Source organism: Streptomyces sp. NBC_00028, assembly GCF_045041065.1.
Lineage (GTDB): Bacteria > Actinomycetota > Actinomycetes > Streptomycetales > Streptomycetaceae > Streptomyces.
This window is the reverse complement of record NZ_CP108293.1, coordinates 7,365,112-7,381,415: the sequence shown is the minus strand read 5'-3', so window position 1 is coordinate 7,381,415 and position 16,304 is coordinate 7,365,112. Positions and strand designations below refer to the sequence as shown.

Here is a 16,304-nt window from a genome sequence, read left to right as displayed (position 1 = left end):
AGGGACGACGTTGGCCCTCTGCGTGTGCGCAAAATTTCGTGCAGGTTACATGATGGAGCGGATCTCGGGAACCGGATACTCCGTTCCAACATGCGGACGCCACGCGGTGGCGAGGGGGGTATCGCGCACGTGGCTGGAAGTGTGTGGGGACCGAACGGGACAGATCGATGTCCGTCGCTCCAGGGCGAGGCGAGCGGCGTCGCCCACCTCGCGGATGCGCGGCAGGCGTCATTGCCCACAGCGCTTACGGCTCATGCCCAGTGGTTAAGCATTCGAAACCAGTGAGTAACGGCTACTTATGCGTCCCATCGCATAAGTAGCGGCCTACCTATCCTACGGCCGATCCGAACAAGCTGCCCAGGGCGTACGTCACACCGGCCGCCGCGCCACCGAGAGCGAGCTGCCGCAGTCCGCTGAACCACCAGCTCCGCGCCGTCACCTTGGCCACGACCGCCCCGCACCCGAAAAGCCCGACGAGCGCGAGAAGAACCGCGGGCCACAGCGCGCTCGCCCCCAGCAGATAAGGCAGTACGGGCAGCAGCGCGCCGAGCGCGAAAGCCCCGAAGGACGACACGGCGGCGACGAGCGGCGAGGGCAGATCCCCGGGGTCGATCCCGAGCTCCTCCCGGGCATGGATCTCCAGCGCCTGCTCAGGGTCACGGGAAAGCTGCTTGGCGACCTCCCGCGCCAGCGCCGGCTCGACCCCCCGGCCCTCGTACAGCGCGGCGAGCTCGGCCTCCTCGTCCTCCGGATGCTTGCGCAGCTCCCGCCGCTCGACATCCAGCTCGGCCTCGACGAGCTCACGCTGCGAGGCGACGGAGGTGTACTCACCGGCGGCCATGGAGAACGCGCCGGCGGCCAGCCCCGCGAGACCGGTGACGACGATGGCCTGCTGCCCGACGGCCCCACCGGCGACGCCGGTCATGAGGGCGAGGTTGGAGACCAGCCCGTCCATGGCCCCGAAGACCGCGGGCCGCAGCCATCCCCCGTTCACATCGCGGTGGGTGTGGTTGTCACGGTGCGCCTCGTGCAGCGGCGCCTCGGTCTCGATGATGGCCATCAGGGGTCCCCCCAGGGAAGCTAAGCCAAAGCTAACTTTAGACAGATTCTAATTACCGACAACCCGACTGTACGACGAGAAATTCCCGCCCGCCACGAAGGAAAGGCTGCGCTAACCTGCGCCTTTACCTCCGAATGCGCATACGATCGATGGTTCGCTCAGATGTCGACCGGGTGATGCTGAGGCCGGTGATGCTCTTCTCGCGACCCTCCCGTGGGACACATCCGCAAAGGCCCCGCGCCCTGTGCGGAGCCCCCGTAGGAGAGGCCGCCGTATGGCATCGATCGCCTGCATCCCGTCGGCACCGGCGCCCGGGGACGCCGCCGAACTCCGCGAACGAGGGCGTGGAGCCCTGCTGGGCCTGGCCGTCGGAGACGCCCTCGGCGCCCCCGCCGAGAACCTCAAACCCTCCGAGATCCGAGCCCGCTGGGGCCGCATCACGGGCTATGTGGCGCAGAACCCCGCCGGCACGGACGACACGGAGTACGCGATCTTCTCCGGGCTCCTCCTGGCCCGCCACGGCTCGGCCCTCACCCCGGCCCACGTGGAGGCGGCCTGGCACGAGTGGATCGCGGACCGCGACGAGGGCCCGTTCCGAGGAGCGGGCTTCAGCGAACGAGGAACCCTGGAGAACCTGCGCCGGGGCCTCGCGGCCCCCATCTCCGCCCAGCACCGCCACGCCTGGAGCGACGGTCTGGCGATGCGCGCGGCCCCCTTCGGCGTCTACGCGTCGGGCCGCCCCGCCGAGGCGGCCCGCCTGGCGGCGATCGACGGCTCGGTGAGCCACGACGGAGAGGGCATCTACGGCGGCCAGGCGGTGGCCGCGGGCGTGGCGGCGGCGATGGCGGGCGCCCCCACCGTCGCGGTGGTCGCCTCGGCCCTGGCGGTCATCCCGGACGACTCCTGGACGGCCCGCTCCCTGCGCCGCGCGGTGGCGGTGGCCCACCGAGGCGAACGCGCGGTCCGCTCCGCGGTCGTGATCGGCGGCTACCCCTGGACCGACCTCGCCCCCGAGGCCGTCGCCCTCGCCTTCGGCGCGTACGCGGCGGCGGACGGCGACTTCGTGGAGGCGGTACTGACGGCCGTCAACATGGGCCGCGACGCGGACACGACGGCGGCGGTGGCCGGCGCCCTGGCCGGCGCGACCCGAGGAGTCTCGGCGATCCCGGCGGACTGGGCAGCGGCCATCACCCCGGCAAGAGGCACCTGCCTCCCCTCCATGGCAGGCCACCACGTACTGGACGTGGCAGACCTGCTGACCCCGCCCGAGTACGTACTGGCGGCGGACGGCGACGAGCTGGAGGGCACACGATGACCGCCCCGACCCGTCCGGCTCCCGAAGAGGACCCGGCGCATCTCTCAGCCCGTCCGGCGTTTGAGGACGAGGCCCTTTCGGGGCCGACGGGGGCCCAGGGGGCGGAGCCCCCTGGCGGGGTCGAAGGGGCAGCGCCCCTGGTGATGGGACGGGTAGGGGCGGCGGGGGCGAAAAACGCCCCTCAACGCATCGAAGGCCTCCTGCTCGGCCTAGCCGCAGGCGACGCCGCCGGATGGCCCGCCGCCCGCCACAGAGCCGCCCGCATGCCCGACTGGACCCGCCGCCTCACCCGCGAACTCGACACCTTCGCCGAACAGAACGCCACCACCACCCTCCCCGTCCCCATCGCCCTCAACCAACCCCCCGAGCCCCTCCGCCTCGGCCCCTCCGACGACGCCGAATGGGCGGCCTTCACCGCGGAGTCGATCCTCCGCGCAGGCGACGACACCACCCTCCCCGACCTCAGCCGAGACCGCCGTACCAGAGCGGCCATCGACCTCACCTGGACCACCCTCGCCGGCGAGGTCGCCGCCGCCGCGCACCGCGCCCCGGAAGTCGAGTCCGCCGTACTCCCCCTACGCGCCCGCATCTCGGTGAGAGCCGGCCTCGGCAACCTCGCCACCGGCCTGCGCCCACCCGCGACCGGCCACGACAACCCCCACTACTTCGACGACGCGGCCTGCGTCAGGGCCTGCGTCCTGGCCGTGGCCCACCCCGGCGACCCCCGACTCGCCGCGGACCTGGCCGAGTTCGACGCCCGCTACACCCAGGACGGAGACGGCGTACACGGCGCGAGAGCGATGGCGGCCGCCCTCTCCCTCGCCCTCACCGGCGCGGACATCCACACCTGCACCACGGCCGCCCTCACCGAACTCCCGGAAGAGACCGAGATCGGCCGCAACGCCCGCCACGCCCTGCACCTCGCCCGCACCACCCCCACCGCGTTCGCCCTGATCCCCCTCCTGGAACACCAGATCGTCGACCACGTCTACAGCTACGGCATCGCGGCCGCGGAAACCGTCCCGGTCGCCCTGGCCCTGGCCACAGCGGCGAACGGCGACATCACGGAAGCGGTCCCCGCCGCCGCCTGTCTGTCGCGTGTCGCGGACTCGGCCCCCGCCCTGACCGGAGCCCTCACCGGAGCCCTCACCGGCGGCGCCGCACTCCCGCCCTCCTGGCGGGCCGCCTGCCGCACCCTCTCCGGCTGTGCCCTCCCCCGCCTCACCGGCACCGACCTGGTGGAACTCGCCGAACTCCTGGAAGCCACGCAACCGCCCCCGCCAGGAGGATGATTCGGTCCATGCCACCAATGTCACCCAAACCCCCACAACACACCCCTACCGCGACCACCCCCGTCTCCACCCCCACCCTGGAGGACCGCGTCACCGGCGCCCTGGTGGGCGCCGCGGTGGGCGACGCCCTGGGCGGCCCGGTGGAGGGCTACTCCCCCGACCAGATCCTCGACCGCCACGCGGGCCGCGTCCACGGCATCGTCGGCCCCTGGAACGGCGACGCCTGGCGCACGGCCCGCCCGATCGCCCCGTACCACAAGGGCGACGGCCACGTCACCGACGACACCTTGATGACGCACGCCCTGGTCAGGGTCTACGCCGAGGTCCGCGACCACCTCGACGCCTACGCGGTCGCCGACCACCTGGTCCCCGACCTGATGACAACTCCCCGCTGGATCCCGGAACTCGAACAGGAGGCCCTCCCCCTCCACCGGATCTTCCTGGCGGAGAAATGGCTGGTGACCCGCCTCCACTACGGCCATGCCGACCCCCGCGAGGCAGGCGTCGGCAACATCGTCAACTGCGGCGCGGCGATGTACATGGCCCCGGTGGGTCTCGTGAACGCGGCGAACCCGAGGGCCGCCTACGCCGAGGCGCTGGACATCGCGGGCGCCCACCAGTCGTCGTACGGCCGCGAGGCGGCCGGTGTCTTCGCGGCGGCCGTGGCGGCGGCCTGCGAACCGGACGCGACGCCGGAGACCGTCGTCGCCCATTGCCTTTCCCTCGCGAAGGACGGCACAAGGACGGCGATCGAGAAGGTCTGCGAAGCCGCGACGCACCACACCACCTTCGAGTCGGCCCTGGCCCCCCTGCGCGAGGCGGTGGCCCCCTACGACACGGTGGGCCCCGACTACCGCAGCCCCTCCCTCGGCGCCCGTCGCCCGTCCCGCCTCCACGCGATCGAGGAACTCCCCGTCGCCCTGGGCATGTTGATCGTGGCCGGGGGCGACTACCGCGCCGCGGTCCTGGGCGCCGTGAACTACGGCCGCGACTGCGACTCCATCGCGACGATGGCCGGCGCCATCGCGGGCGCCCTGGGCTCCCCGGTGCCGGAGGCCTGGTCCAAGACGGTCTCGGAGGCCAGCCGCCTGGACCTCTGGGAACCGGCGACGACGCTCACCCGGGTGACCCGTGAGATCCACGACCGGGATCTCCACCGCCGCCGCGCCCACGAGGCCGCGTTCACGGAGATCGGAGGCCTCAGATGCTCCGGCTGACCTGGGTCCAACCGGAGGACCTGCTGGGACATGAACTCCGCCAGGCGGCACTGGACGGCCGCGAGGCGTCGGTGATCGCGGCGCGCTGGAAGGCGGCAGGCGGCCAGGAGGCCCCCCTCAGAGCAGGTGCCTCCCCGCACCCGCCGTCCCGCTACCTCCGTCTCCTGGCGAAGGACCTGCTGGACGAACTGGCGGACCTGCCCAGCAGGTTGGCGGACCAGGAGCCCACGGACCTGGCCAGAATCAAGGCGCTCTGCCCAGAGTGGCCGGACGACTCTCAGCCGCTTGGCTGCGGGCAGTCGTGCCGCTTGGGCGGCACGGGTGGGCGCAGCGGCACCCCGCAAGCGCGGGCAAGCGAAACGCCCCCACGCCAGCCCCCACCCCCAGCGGCCTACGAAGCGGCCTGGCTGGGCCGCTCCATCGGCTGCCTCCTGGGCAAGCCGGTGGAGAAGCTCCCCCTCGACGCCATCCGCCAACTGGCCAGGTCGACCGGCAACTGGCCCCTCACCACCTACTTCACCGCGAAGGGCGTCCCCCCGGCCCTCCTCGCCGCCCACCCCTGGAACCGCCGCTCGGCCCCCACCTCCCTCGCCGAGAACATCGACGGCATGCCCGAGGACGACGACCTCAACTACCCCCTCCTCAACCTCCTCCTGCTCCAACGCCACGGCAGCGGCTTCACCACCACCGACGTCGCCGCCCTCTGGCTGGACGAACTCCCCGCGGGCCGCACCTTCACCGCCGAGCGCATCGCCTACCGCAACCTCCTCCTCGGCCTGGAACCCCCGCACACCGCCCGCCACCGCAACCCCTTCCGCGAATGGATCGGCGCGTTGATCCGCGCCGACGTCCACGGCTGGACCAACCCCGGCGACCCGGCGGCCGCGGCGGAACAGGCCCACCGGGACGCCACGCTCACCCACACCGCCAACGGCGTCTACGCGGCGATGTTCACGGCGGCGACGATCGCCACCGCGGCCACCGGGGCCCACGACATCCACACCTGTCTGCGCACCGGCCTGACGGTCGTACCCCCCGACTCCCGCCTGGCGAAGGCGATCCGGCACGCGATCCAACTCGCCCGAACAGCACCCGACTTCGACACGATCGTGGACGAACTCCACGCCACCCACGCCCCCACCCACCACTGGGTCCACGCGATCCCCAACACCGCCCTGACCGCCGCCGCCCTCACGCACGCGAACGGCGACTTCACCGCCTCCATCTGCAAGGCGGTGAGCGGCGGTTGGGACACCGACTCCAACGGCGCGACGGCGGGCAGCATCGCAGGCCTTCTCACCGGCAGCCCCGACGCCCTCCCCGACCGCTGGACGACCCCGTTGAAGAACCGACTCGCCACGTCCGTGGGCGACTTCGACGGCACCGGCTTCGACACCCTGGCCCATCTGACCCATGCCCTCGCTCCGACCCCCGTGGAGGCACCCCGCCCATGACGCACATCGCCGTACTCGGCAGCACGAACATGGACCTCGTCGCCTACGTCGAGAAGGCCCCGCAGCGCGGCGAGACGGTCACCGGGCGCGAGTTCCGTACGATCCCCGGTGGCAAGGGCGCCAACCAGGCGATCGCCGCCGCCCGCGCCGGCGCCACCGTGTCGATGATCGGCGCGGTCGGCAACGACCCCTACGGCACCCGACTCCGCTCCACCCTTGAGCACTCCGGCGTCGACACCGACCATCTGCGCACCGTCGAGGGCCCGTCCGGCACCGCGCACATCGTCGTCGACGACGAGGGCGGCAACGCGATCGTCGTGATCCCCGCCGCGAACGGCACCGTCGACCATCTCGCCCCCGGCGACGAGAGCCTGATCGCGTCCGCCGACGCCCTGCTGCTCCAGTTGGAGATCCCTCTGAAGGCCGTCGTGGCCGGCGCCGAGGCGGCCCGCGCCCACGGCGTCCGGACGATCCTCACCCCCGCCCCCGCGCAGCCCCTCCCGCCCGAACTCCTCGCCGCCACCGACCTGTTGCTCCCCAACGAGTACGAGGCGACCACCCTCACCGGCCTGTCCGACCCGATCGCCGCGGCCCGCGCCCTGCTCGACCGGGTACCGGCGGTCGTCGTGACGCTCGGCGCGGCGGGCAGCCTCTATGTGACCCGGGACACCGCCGAGCCCCTCGCCGTGCCCGCCCCCCTGGTCACCGCCGTGGACTCGACCGGCGCGGGCGACACCTTCGCCGGCGCCCTCGCGGTCGCGCTCAGCGAGGAACGCCCCATCCGCGAGGCCCTGCACTGGGCGGCAGCGGCGGCGGCCCTGTCGGTGCAGCGGCCGGGTGCGTCGGCGTCGATGCCGTACCGCTCCGAGATCGACAAGCAGCACCACGCATGACCGACACCCCGCCCCCCGCCGCCCCGCTGTCCGGCCTGCGCGTCCTCGACCTCGCCACCCTCTTCGCCGGCCCCCTCGCCGCCACGTTCCTCGGTGACTTCGGCGCGGAGGTCGTCAAGGTCGAGCACCCCACCAAGCCGGACCCCTCCCGCGGCCACGGACCGTCCAAGGACGGCGTCGGCCTGTGGTGGAAGGTGCTGGGCCGCAACAAGCGCACGATCACCCTCGACCTCTCCAAGCCGGGCGGCCGGACCACCCTGCTGCGCCTGGCGGCCACCGCGGACGTGGTCATCGAGAACTTCCGCCCGGGCACCCTGGAGAAATGGGACCTGGGCTGGGACGCACTGTCCGCGGCCAACCCCCGGCTGATCCTCACCCGGGTGACCGCCTTCGGCCAGTTCGGCCCGCACGCCCACCGGCCCGGCTTCGGCACCCTCGCCGAGGCGCTGAGCGGCTTCGCCGCGATCACCGGCGAACCGGACGCGCCCCCGACGCTGCCGCCGTTCGGCCTCGCCGACTCCATCGCCGGGCTCGCGACCGCGTACGCCGTCATGACGGCCCTCGCGGCCCGCGACCGCACCGGCGAGGGCCAGGTCGTGGACATGGCGATCATCGAGCCGATCCTCACCGTCCTCGGCCCCCAGCCGACCTGGTACGACCAGCTCGGCTACGTCCAGCAGCGCACCGGCAACCGGTCCGCCAACAACGCCCCCCGCAACACCTACCGCACCGCGGACGGCGGCTGGGTCGCCGTCTCCACCTCCGCCCAGTCGATCGCGGAACGCGTGATGCGCCTGGTCGGCCGCCCGGACCTGATCGACGAACCCTGGTTCGCGACCGGCGCCGACCGGGCCCGGCACGCCGACGTCCTGGACAAGGCGGTGGGCGACTGGATCGCCGAGCGCAGTCGTACGGAGGTGCTGGCGGCCTTCGAGAAGGCGGAGGCCGCCGTGGCCCCGGTCCAGGACGTCCAGGACGTGATGGCGGACCCGCAGTACACGGCCCTCGACACCATCACCACCCTGCCCGACCCCGAACTCGGCCCCCTCCGGATGCAGAACGTCCTCTTCCGTCTCTCCGCCACCCCGGGCGCGATCCACTGGGCGGGCCGTCCGCACGGCGCCGACACGGACCCGGTCCTCACCGAACTGGGCCTGACCGAAGCCGAGTTGGCGGCCCTGCGCGCGGAGGGAGCCGTATGACCACACCGCTGACCTGGTTGTACGCTCCCGGCGACCGGCCCCACGTCGTGGCGAAGGCCCTGGCGGCCGGCGCGGATGTCGTCGTGGTCGACCTGGAGGACGCGGTCGCCCCGGACCGCAAGGCGTACGCCCGCGACGCCACCGCCGAACTCCTCACCACACGGCACCCCGTCCCGGTGCACGTCCGCGTGAACGCCCTCGACGGCCCGTTCGCGGGAGCCGACCTGAGAGCGGTGGCGGCCCTCCCGGGCCTGTCAGGACTGCGTCTGCCCAAGGTGGCAGGACCGGGGCAGATCACCGCCATCGCCGAGCGCACCGCCCCCGCCGCCGGCGGCGCCCCGGCCCTCCACGCCCTCCTGGAGTGCGCCCTCGGCATCGAGCACGCCTACGCGATCGCCACGGCCCACCCGTCCCTGCGCGGCATCTCCCTCGGTGAGTCCGATCTACGGGCCGACCTGGGCGTACGGGACGACGCGGGTCTCGACTGGTCCCGCTCCCGGGTGATCGTGGCGGCGCGGGCCGCGAACCTCCCGCCGCCGCCCCAGTCGGTCCACCCCGACATCCGCGACCTGGCGGGCCTGGCCGCCTCCTGCGCCCACGGCCGCACCCTGGGCTTCCTGGGCCGGGCGGCCATCCATCCCCGCCAGCTCCCGGTCATCGAAAGGGCCTACCTCCCGGCCCCGCAGGAGATCGAGAAGGCGGAGACGATCGTGAAGGCGGCGACCAGGGAGCAGGGAGCTCAGGCGCTGCCGGACGGCAGCTTCGTCGACGCGGCGGTGGTCGCGGCGGCACGACGCACGCTGTCGCTCGCCCGCCGCCGCTGACCTCCGCACAGGACAGAGGGCGCCCGGCATCCGCCGGGCGCCCTCATCGTCGTACGACCGGCCGTCAGCCCTTCTTCGCCGACTCGGCCTCGTCCTTGACGTCCTCCGTGGACTCGGTGGACTCCGTGGATTCGGTGGATTCCGTGGATTCGGTGGCCTCCTCGGAGGAGTCGGCCTCGGCCTTCTCATCCGCCTCGGTCTCACCGGCCTCGGCGTCACCGTCGGCGGCACCCGGCTCGACGACCTCTTCGCGGCCCGGGCGCTTCTTCGCCGAGAGCACGATGTAGACGACCGCCAGCAGGAACACGATGAGCGCGGTCCAGTTGTTCAGGCGCAGGCCCAGGATGTGGTGGGCGTCGTCGACCCGGAGGTACTCGATCCAGAACCGGCCCACGCAGTACGCCGCGACGTACAGCGCGAACGCCCGTCCGTGGCCGAGCTTGAAGCGGCGGTCGGCCCAGATGACGAGCAGCGCGACGCCGATGCACCACAGGGACTCGTAGAGGAACGTCGGGTGGTAGGTGCCCGGCACCCGGCCGTCCGTGGAGGACGTGATCTTCAGGGCCCAGGGGAGGTCGGTCGCCCGGCCGTACAGCTCCTGGTTGAACCAGTTGCCCCAGCGGCCGATCGCCTGTGCGAGGGCGATACCGGGGGCGATGGCGTCGGCGTAGGCCGGCAACGGGATGCCCCGGCGGCGGCAGCCGATCCAGGCGCCCACCGCGCCGAGCGCGATCGCGCCCCAGATACCGAGGCCGCCCTCCCAGATCTTGAAGGAGTCCACCCAGTCACGACCCTCGCTGAAGTACAGCTCGTAGTCCGTGATCACGTGGTAGAGCCGGCCGCCGATCAGACCGAACGGCACCGCCCAGACCGCGATGTCGGCCACCGTGCCGGCGCGGCCACCGCGGGCGAGCCAGCGCTTGTTGCCGAGCCAGACCGCGACGAAGACGCCGATGATGATGCAGAACGCGTAGCCGCGCAGCGGGATGGGACCGAGGTGGTACACCCCGTGCGACGGGCTGGGAATGTAGGCAAGTTCCATGGCAGAACCGACGCTACCGTGCCGGGCGCCGCCGACGGCGGGCAGCCCGGCTACGGCTCCATAACGGGAGGGTCGGAATTCTCCAGTCCCTCCTTACCCTTTGGCCGCCTTCTGCACCTGCTCCTTCAGCTTCGCCGGGGTCATCGTCTGGTCCTGGTAGATGTTCTTGCCGTTGAGGATGACGGTCGGAGTGCCGCTGAATCCGCCGTTGCGGAAGGCCGCCGCGGACTTGCTGACCCAGCTGTCGTGAGTGCCCTTCTCGACACACGTCCGGAACGTGGCGGTGTCCAGGCCGTCGACCTTCTTCGCCAGCTCGATGAGCTTGCTGGTCTCGGCGAAGGCGTCGTCCGTCTCGGACGGCTGGTTCTCGTACAGCACGTCGTGGTACGCGGTGAACTTGCCGGCGTCCTGGGCGCAGGCCGCGGCGTTGGCCGCGGTGCGGGAGCCGCTGCCGCCCATGTTTCCGTCGATGATCGTCGCGAGGTGGTACTCGACCTTCAGCTCGCCCGAGTCCGTCAGCTCATGGATCGTGGAGCGGTAGGCGTCCTCGAAGGACTTGCAGGCGGGGCAGCGGAAGTCCTCCCACACCGTGAGCGTGGACTTGGCGTCGGTCTTGCCCACCGGGATGGCGAGGTTGTCGTCGCCATTGGCGCCCGAGGGCGCCACGACCGGGCCCGCGGCATCGCTGTCGTCGTCCTTGCCCGCGTTGGCGGCGACGATTCCGATCACCGCCGCGAGGCCCAGGACGCACAGGACGCTCGCGCTCACGATCAGCGTCCGCCGTCGCCTCTCCGCGGCCTTCTGCTTCTCACGCTCGACCGCCAGCCGCTCGCGGGCGGTGCGCTTTCCCTCACGGTTCTTCTCGCTCACACCCGCAGAACGAACCGGGGAGGCGCTGAGCGCCTCCCCGGCCCCAGGTCCACCCGTTCGAGTGACCTGTACGAAACGTCCTGACTTGTTACGCCTGTCCGCGCACGCCCTTCGCCAGATCAGCGGCGAGCTCGCGGACGGCCTCGACGCCGGCCTTGTCGTCCGGCGCGTCCAGCATCCGCTTCACGAAGGCCGAGCCGACGATCACCCCGTCGGCGAAGCCGGCCACCTCGGCGGCCTGCGCCGCGTCGGAGACACCGAGCCCGACGCAGACCGGCAGGTCGCCGCCGGCGGCCCGGGTGCGCTCGACCAGGTTCTGCGCCTGCGCGCCGACCGACGCGCGAGTGCCGGTGACGCCCATCAGCGAGGCGGCGTACACGAACCCGCTGCCCGCCGCGGTGATCCGGGCGAGCCGCTCGTCCTTGCTGCTCGGCGCCACGACGAAGACCGTCGCGAGACCGTGCTTCTCGGCGTGCTCCCTCCACAGCGCCGACTCCTGCACAGGCAGGTCGGGCAGGATGCACCCGGCGCCACCCGCTTCGGCGAGCTCCGCCGTGAAGCGCTCGACGCCGTAGCGGTCGATGGGGTTCCAGTACGTCATCACGAGCACCGGCTTCCCGGTGGCCTCGTACGCCTCCTTCACCGTCCGCATGACATCGGCGATCTTGACTCCGCCGCGCAGGGCGATGTCGTCGGCGGTCTGGATGACGGGACCGTCGAGGACCGGGTCGCTGTGCGGCAGCCCCACCTCGACGACATCGGCACCGCCGTCGAAGACGGCCTTGATCGCCTCGATGCCACCGTCCACGGTCGGGAACCCGGCCGGGAGGTAGGCGATGAGCGCGGAGCGGCCCTCGGCCTTGGCGGCCGCGAGGGTGTCGGTCAGCAGCTGGATGTTCCCGCTCACTTGGCGTCCCCCTCGATCTCGGCCAGGTCGGCGGCGTCGGCCGCGACCTCGGCGTCGGTGTCGTACAGGCCGAAGTAGCGCGCGGCCGTGTCCATGTCCTTGTCACCGCGCCCGGACAGGTTGACGATGATCAGCCCGTCCTTGCCCAGTTCCTTGCCGACCTCCAGGGCGCCGGCCAGCGCGTGGGCGCTCTCGATGGCCGGGATGATCCCCTCGGTGCGGGAGAGCAGACGCAGCGCCTGCATGGCCGCGTCGTCGGTGACCGCGCGGTACTCGCCGCGGCCGGAGTCCTTGAGGTAGGAGTGCTCGGGGCCGATGCCCGGGTAGTCCAGACCGGCGGAGATGGAGTACGGCTCGGTGATCTGGCCCTCCTCGTCCTGGAGGACGTAGGAGCGGGAGCCGTGCAGGATGCCGGGCTCGCCCGCGGTCAGGGTGGCCGCGTGCTCGCCGGTCTCCACGCCGTGCCCGGCGGGCTCGCAGCCGATGAGGCGTACGTCGGCGTCCGGGATGAAGGCGTGGAACAGACCGATGGCGTTGGAGCCGCCGCCGACGCAGGCGATCGCCGCGTCGGGGAGCCGGCCGGCCCGCTCCAGGATCTGGCGGCGGGCCTCGACGCCGATGACGCGGTGGAAGTCGCGGACCATCGCCGGGAAGGGGTGCGGGCCGGCGACCGTGCCGAAGAGGTAGTGGGTGTGGTCGACGTTGGCGACCCAGTCGCGGAACGCCTCGTTGATCGCGTCCTTCAGCGTGCGGCTGCCGGACTTCACGGCGATGACCTCGGCGCCGAGCATGCGCATCCGGGCCACGTTGAGGGCCTGGCGCTGGGTGTCGATCTCGCCCATGTAGATCGTGCACTCGAGGCCGAAGAGGGCACAGGCGGTGGCGGTGGCGACACCGTGCTGGCCTGCGCCGGTCTCGGCGATGACCCTCGTCTTGCCCATGCGCTTGGTGAGCAGGGCCTGGCCGAGCACGTTGTTGATCTTGTGGGAGCCGGTGTGGTTGAGGTCTTCCCGCTTGAGGAAGATCCGGGCGCCACCGGCGTGTTCGGCGAACCTCGGCACCTCGGTGAGGGAGCTGGGGCGGCCGGTGTAGTGGACCAGCAGGTCGTCGAGTTCCTTGGCGAACTCGGGGTCGTGCTTGGCCTTGTCGTACTCGACGGCGACCTCGTCCACGGCGGCGACGAGGGCCTCCGGGATGAACTTGCCGCCGAACGCCCCGAAGTAGCCTTCAGGGCTGGGGACTTGCCCCTCGGGGTCGGGGATGAAGAACTCGCTGGGCATGCGGAAACCTCACGGTGAGTTGGGGAAATACCTAATCGCCGTGGGGGCGGGGAATGTCAGTTGGCTGCGGGCCCGTCGTGGCTGGTCGCGCCCACGCGACGGTAGTCGCAGATCAAATACAGCCCCGCGCCCCTGAAGGGGCGCTGATGCCATCGCATGCCATTGACCTGACCCGGCTCGTCACCGATGACATACCGGACCCGGCGACCGTGCACCCTTCGCGCGGGCGCACGGCAACCACGCGGACGGCAGCCACGCGCGAGGCGTGCATAGCGGTCCGCGGTCGTCACGGTCATCAGGACGGTCATCGAGCCCAAGCCTAGCGAATGATCAACCGCGGCCGTGGCGGAGTGCGGGATGTGCGCCCGCTGCCACCAGGTCCGCCACCGCCGTCTTGGGGTCCTTGCCCGTGACCAGGGACTCGCCGACCAGGACCGCGTCGGCGCCGGCGTTGGCGTAAGCGATGAGGTCGTGCGGGCCGCGGACGCCGGACTCGGCGATCTTGACGATGGTGTCGGGGATCTCGGGGGCGACGCGCTCGAAGGTGCCGCGGTCGACCTCAAGGGTCTTGAGGTTGCGGGCGTTGACGCCGATGATCTTCGCGCCGGCGTCCACCGCGCGCTCGACCTCGTCCTCGTCGTGGACCTCGACGAGCGGGGTGAGTCCGATGGACACCGCGCGCTCGATGAGGGACTCCAGGGCGGGCTGCTCCAGGGCGGCCACGATCAGCAGCGCGAGATCGGCGCCGTAGGCCCGGGCCTCCCACAGCTGGTACGACGTGACGATGAAGTCCTTGCGCAGGACCGGGATGTCCACGCGCGCGCGGACGGCCTCCAGGTCGGCCAGCGAGCCGCCGAAGCGGCGCTGTTCGGTGAGGACGGAGATGACGGCGGCGCCGCCCGCCTCGTAGTCGGCGGCGAGGCCCGCCGGGTCGGCGATCGCGGCCAGCGCGCCCTTGGAGGGGCTGGAGCGCTTGACCTCGCAGATGACCTTGACGCCGTCGCCGCGCAGGGCGGCCACGCCGTCCTTGGCCGCGGGAGCCTGCGCCGCGCGCTCCTTGAGCTCGTCGAGGCTGACGCGCGCCTGCCGCTCCGCGAGGTCGGCACGGACTCCGTCGATGATCTCGTCGAGCACACTCACGCGAGCGGCCCCCTTCCAGACGGTTGACAGTTCCAGCGACCGGTGAAAACAGGTGGTCACTGCGATGGTATCCGCAGGAGGGCGTAGCCCTCGCATCCGGTTGACGCCGGTCCCACTACCTGGACGTTCACCGATTGATCAAGGATGCAGCCAGCCACCGAACGGCAGGTTCCGGACAACCGTGAAGACCAGCAGCAACGTCCCCAGCGTCCACAGGTGGACCGGGCCGAGGTCGATCCGCAGGGGCCGTCCGCGCGCCGAGCGGACCACCCAGACGGTCCACAGCACGGCGAGGCCCAGATAGCCGAGGACGGCCGGGGCGTTGGCCTGGAGGGCCGTCAGGAGGTCTCCGTGGACGAAGGCGTGCGCGCTGCGCAGTCCGCCGCAGCCGGGGCAGTACAGGCCGGTGTACCGCAGCAGCGGACAGACGGGGTAGTGCCCTGGCTCGTTGGGGTCGACCGCCCCCACGTAGGCGAAGGCCCCGGCCACGGCCGCGAGGACGCCGGCCGGTACGGCCACCCGCCCCAGCACGGCCGTATGTGTCATCACCCTCTGGCTGTCGGCGTTCACGCCTCGCATTGTGCCCCCGCACGGGCCCGGACGCGCGTGAGGGGCGGCCCCGGCACCTCCGCCGGTCCGCCCCTCCACGAGGTACGTACGTGCTGCTCTCAGCCCTTGGCGCTCGCCGGCTCCGGCTGCGCGGCGAGGAGATCCTTGTGGGTGTCCTTCGGCTGGCCCATGCCCATCGCGCTCATGATCCAGCCGACGATGCCGCCGATGACCACGATCGCCATGCCGGCCCAGAAGCCCGCGGGCTGGGCCATCACCATGAAGGCGCCCGAGACGCAGAAACCGATGAAGGCGATCGTGACACCGGTCCAGGCGGCCGGGGTGTGACCGTGGCTGCTGCCCGCCATGACTTGCTCCTCGTTGCTGTAAACGTGTCTGAGCCGGACGCTCGGAGACCATTGTTCCGCACGCGTAGGTGAGCGGTGAGCAGGGGTAGGCCTAGCGGGTCAATGCCGGGTGGTGCAGCCGACCTTCAGGGGCGCGGGGAACTGCGCGACAAGCCCCCACCGGCCCGCAGCCAGGAAACTACGCCCCCGTCGGATCCTCGCCCCGATCCAACGCCTTCCACATCTCCTCCGGCCGATCAGGATCGGCGGCCTTCCTCCGCCGAACCGCCGGAGGCACCCCGTTCCGCTCATACCGCCCCGACATCGCAGGCCACAGCCGCCCGTACCGCAGCGCCAACAACCCGGCCAGCAGAATCAACGCCCCGCCGGCCACGGCGAGGTACGGCCACGCGGTATGGCTGAGCCCATCAACGGTGGCGGCCGCGTCGCCGGAAGCGGACGCCGCCTGATCATCGAGCGCGGAACTGTCGGACGCGCCGAGCAGCGCCGAGACGACGATGCCGACCCCGGAGAGCGCGAGCAGCGCGGCGACCGCGAAGCGGCCGACCTTGCGGACGGCGAAGACGGCGACGAGCGCGGCGAGGCCCACTATGGCGAGGGCCGCGGGGACGCCCGTGACGTCGCTGCCCTTCGCGGTGAGCGGGAAGTCGCCGCCGGCCACCGTGGCGGTGCCCGACGACCACTGCTGGCGGGTGGCGAGCAGCGCCAGTGCCGCGCCGAGGGCGCCGGCCAGCAGGGCCACGGCGAGGCTGAGGCGGCCGGCCCTGGCGGGTCCTGCGGCTTCGGAACGGGGGTGAGGAACAGCAGTCACGTACTCCACTATCGCCCGAACCCCGGGCGAACCGTCACCCGGGGTTCGTATGAGCCTCGTCCTACTTTCCGGACGAGCAC

Annotated in this window: 17 protein-coding genes; 7 read left to right on the top strand and 10 right to left on the bottom strand. The window is 72.0% G+C overall.

Annotation, left to right across the window (positions count from 1 at the left end; translation table 11 throughout):
- Positions 1-328: 328 nt before the first annotated feature.
- A complete protein-coding gene (locus OG885_RS33215) occupies positions 329-1,060 on the bottom strand; it encodes a VIT1/CCC1 transporter family protein (protein WP_405737922.1) in 732 nt (243 codons plus the stop codon).
- A gap of 274 nt (positions 1,061-1,334) precedes the next feature.
- Between OG885_RS33215 and OG885_RS33210 the strand changes: the two genes are divergently transcribed.
- From OG885_RS33210 to OG885_RS33180, 7 genes are all read left to right on the top strand, one after another.
- Positions 1,335-2,375 carry an ADP-ribosylglycohydrolase family protein gene (locus OG885_RS33210; RefSeq protein WP_405737921.1) on the top strand — a complete coding sequence of 347 codons (1,041 nt, stop codon included), beginning with the start codon at positions 1,335-1,337 and terminating at the stop codon, positions 2,373-2,375.
- Positions 2,376-2,518: 143 nt separating this feature from the next.
- On the top strand, positions 2,519-3,667 hold the full coding sequence (locus OG885_RS33205) for an ADP-ribosylglycohydrolase family protein (protein ID WP_405742987.1): 1,149 nt from the start codon (positions 2,519-2,521) through the stop codon (positions 3,665-3,667).
- Between the two features lie 17 nt (positions 3,668-3,684).
- On the top strand, positions 3,685-4,884 hold the full coding sequence (locus tag OG885_RS33200; RefSeq protein WP_405742985.1) for an ADP-ribosylglycohydrolase family protein: 1,200 nt from the start codon (positions 3,685-3,687) through the stop codon (positions 4,882-4,884).
- Positions 4,872-6,338, top strand: coding sequence for an ADP-ribosylglycohydrolase family protein (locus OG885_RS33195; RefSeq protein ID WP_405737920.1), 1,467 nt, complete (start codon positions 4,872-4,874; stop codon positions 6,336-6,338). The genes OG885_RS33200 and OG885_RS33195 overlap by 13 nt, the downstream gene beginning before the upstream one ends.
- Positions 6,335-7,231 carry a ribokinase gene (rbsK, locus tag OG885_RS33190; RefSeq protein ID WP_405737919.1) on the top strand — a complete coding sequence of 299 codons (897 nt, stop codon included), beginning with the start codon at positions 6,335-6,337 and terminating at the stop codon, positions 7,229-7,231. The genes OG885_RS33195 and rbsK overlap by 4 nt, the downstream gene beginning before the upstream one ends.
- Entirely contained in the window at positions 7,228-8,433 is a 1,206-nt protein-coding gene (locus OG885_RS33185) for a CaiB/BaiF CoA transferase family protein (RefSeq protein ID WP_405737918.1), read from the top strand. The genes rbsK and OG885_RS33185 overlap by 4 nt, the downstream gene beginning before the upstream one ends.
- Complete coding sequence (locus OG885_RS33180) at positions 8,430-9,257, top strand: HpcH/HpaI aldolase/citrate lyase family protein (RefSeq protein WP_405737917.1); 828 nt, start codon at positions 8,430-8,432, stop codon at positions 9,255-9,257. Before OG885_RS33185 ends, OG885_RS33180 begins: the two co-directional genes overlap by 4 nt.
- Before the next feature lie 64 nt (positions 9,258-9,321).
- Here the strand turns inward: OG885_RS33180 and lgt are convergent, their stop codons facing one another.
- The 9 genes from lgt to OG885_RS33135 all read right to left on the bottom strand — a co-directional run bounded on the left by lgt (position 9,322) and on the right by OG885_RS33135 (position 16,233).
- A complete protein-coding gene (gene lgt / locus OG885_RS33175; RefSeq protein ID WP_405737916.1) occupies positions 9,322-10,299 on the bottom strand; it encodes a prolipoprotein diacylglyceryl transferase in 978 nt (325 codons plus the stop codon).
- A gap of 93 nt (positions 10,300-10,392) precedes the next feature.
- Positions 10,393-11,169, bottom strand: a complete 777-nt coding sequence (locus OG885_RS33170; RefSeq protein WP_405737915.1) for a DsbA family protein — start codon at positions 11,167-11,169, stop codon at positions 10,393-10,395.
- Between the two features lie 88 nt (positions 11,170-11,257).
- Positions 11,258-12,076 carry a tryptophan synthase subunit alpha gene (gene trpA, locus OG885_RS33165; RefSeq protein ID WP_399959194.1) on the bottom strand — a complete coding sequence of 273 codons (819 nt, stop codon included), beginning with the start codon at positions 12,074-12,076 and terminating at the stop codon, positions 11,258-11,260.
- Positions 12,073-13,356: a tryptophan synthase subunit beta gene (gene trpB, locus OG885_RS33160; RefSeq protein WP_405737914.1), complete on the bottom strand. Its 1,284-nt coding sequence runs from the start codon at positions 13,354-13,356 to the stop codon at positions 12,073-12,075. The genes trpA and trpB overlap by 4 nt, the downstream gene beginning before the upstream one ends.
- A gap of 56 nt (positions 13,357-13,412) precedes the next feature.
- On the bottom strand, positions 13,413-13,652 hold the full coding sequence (gene trpM / locus OG885_RS33155; protein WP_405742984.1) for a tryptophan biosynthesis modulator TrpM: 240 nt from the start codon (positions 13,650-13,652) through the stop codon (positions 13,413-13,415).
- A 34-nt stretch (positions 13,653-13,686) separates the two neighbouring features.
- A complete protein-coding gene (gene trpC, locus OG885_RS33150; protein ID WP_405737913.1) occupies positions 13,687-14,496 on the bottom strand; it encodes an indole-3-glycerol phosphate synthase TrpC in 810 nt (269 codons plus the stop codon).
- Positions 14,497-14,634: 138 nt separating this feature from the next.
- The gene (locus tag OG885_RS33145) at positions 14,635-15,075 is read right to left on the bottom strand and encodes a DUF2752 domain-containing protein (protein WP_405737912.1); all 441 of its coding nucleotides are present in this window, start codon (positions 15,073-15,075) and stop codon (positions 14,635-14,637) included.
- Between the two features lie 89 nt (positions 15,076-15,164).
- Positions 15,165-15,413 carry an HGxxPAAW family protein gene (locus OG885_RS33140; protein ID WP_405737911.1) on the bottom strand — a complete coding sequence of 83 codons (249 nt, stop codon included), beginning with the start codon at positions 15,411-15,413 and terminating at the stop codon, positions 15,165-15,167.
- Positions 15,414-15,591: 178 nt separating this feature from the next.
- Positions 15,592-16,233, bottom strand: coding sequence for a TIGR02234 family membrane protein (locus tag OG885_RS33135; protein ID WP_405737910.1), 642 nt, complete (start codon positions 16,231-16,233; stop codon positions 15,592-15,594).
- Between the last annotated feature and the right edge of the window lie 71 nt (positions 16,234-16,304).

Coding starts and splice junctions, on each gene's coding strand:
- OG885_RS33140 (WP_405737911.1), bottom strand. CDS start 15,413: ATGGCGGGCAGCAGCCACGGTCACACCCCGGCCGCCTGGACCGGTGTC.
- OG885_RS33205 (WP_405742987.1), top strand. CDS start 2,519: ATGGGACGGGTAGGGGCGGCGGGGGCGAAAAACGCCCCTCAACGCATC.
- OG885_RS33195 (WP_405737920.1), top strand. CDS start 4,872: ATGCTCCGGCTGACCTGGGTCCAACCGGAGGACCTGCTGGGACATGAA.
- OG885_RS33145 (WP_405737912.1), bottom strand. CDS start 15,075: ATGCGAGGCGTGAACGCCGACAGCCAGAGGGTGATGACACATACGGCC.
- OG885_RS33185 (WP_405737918.1), top strand. CDS start 7,228: ATGACCGACACCCCGCCCCCCGCCGCCCCGCTGTCCGGCCTGCGCGTC.
- lgt (WP_405737916.1), bottom strand. CDS start 10,299: ATGGAACTTGCCTACATTCCCAGCCCGTCGCACGGGGTGTACCACCTC.
- OG885_RS33180 (WP_405737917.1), top strand. CDS start 8,430: ATGACCACACCGCTGACCTGGTTGTACGCTCCCGGCGACCGGCCCCAC.
- rbsK (WP_405737919.1), top strand. CDS start 6,335: ATGACGCACATCGCCGTACTCGGCAGCACGAACATGGACCTCGTCGCC.
- OG885_RS33200 (WP_405742985.1), top strand. CDS start 3,685: ATGTCACCCAAACCCCCACAACACACCCCTACCGCGACCACCCCCGTC.
- trpB (WP_405737914.1), bottom strand. CDS start 13,356: ATGCCCAGCGAGTTCTTCATCCCCGACCCCGAGGGGCAAGTCCCCAGC.
- OG885_RS33215 (WP_405737922.1), bottom strand. CDS start 1,060: ATGGCCATCATCGAGACCGAGGCGCCGCTGCACGAGGCGCACCGTGAC.
- OG885_RS33210 (WP_405737921.1), top strand. CDS start 1,335: ATGGCATCGATCGCCTGCATCCCGTCGGCACCGGCGCCCGGGGACGCC.
- trpM (WP_405742984.1), bottom strand. CDS start 13,652: ATGACCGTGACGACCGCGGACCGCTATGCACGCCTCGCGCGTGGCTGC.